This is a genomic window from Aminobacter sp. P4_D5, from assembly GCF_056401815.1.
Map to the genome: position 1 here is coordinate 1 of NZ_JBFUIP010000868.1, position 646 is coordinate 646.

1 protein-coding gene is annotated in these 646 nt (G+C 61.8%); it reads left to right on the forward strand.

Going from position 1 to position 646, the window contains the following annotated elements; translation table 11 throughout:
• Positions 1-323 (forward strand): 30S ribosomal protein S20 (gene rpsT / locus AC1DWF_RS35490; RefSeq protein WP_476843149.1); only part of this gene is annotated, 323 nt, incomplete at its 5' end.
• Positions 324-646 lie beyond the last annotated feature (323 nt).

Sequence of the window (646 nt, forward strand, 5' to 3'; positions counted from 1 at the left end):
GGCGGGACCTTCCGCCCGCCCTCTATCGAGATCGCATTCAAGACGCCATGGCCAATAACGCTTCCGCGCGTAAGCGCATCCGTCAGACCGAGAAGCGCACCGAGCGGAACCGCATGCGGCGTTCGCGCGTGCGCACCTTCCTCCGCAAGGTCGAGCTCGCGATCGCGGGCGGCGACAAGACCGTCGCCGCGGAGGCCTTCAAGGGCGCGCAGCCCGAGATGCAGCGGGCCGTCACCAAGGGCGTGCTGCACCGCAACACGGTGGCGCGCAAGCTGTCGCGCCTCTCCGCGCGCATCAAGGCTCTGGGCACCGTCGGCGCCTAAGTAAAACCCTTTCCGAACAAGTAGAACGCGGCTCGGCCGAGAGTATATGCATGCTCTCGCCGATTTCGCGCGTCTGTCATTTGTTTGGAATGTAATCGCGGCTTGTTTGTCACACTGTGTCCGGAGTTTTCGGATTGTCGTGTCGGGCGGCTTTATTTCGCCGTGTTACTCCCGCTAAACTCCATCAGAGGCCACGCGATACGAGGGTCTCTCGGGTGACAAGCGGCTGAATTCTCTCAAGGAAGTAGATTTGGGGCGCCCCCGCCCTCCAAAGTGACACAACCAATACGCTTCCGTGACGGAAGCGTTGAGAGACTGAGGAC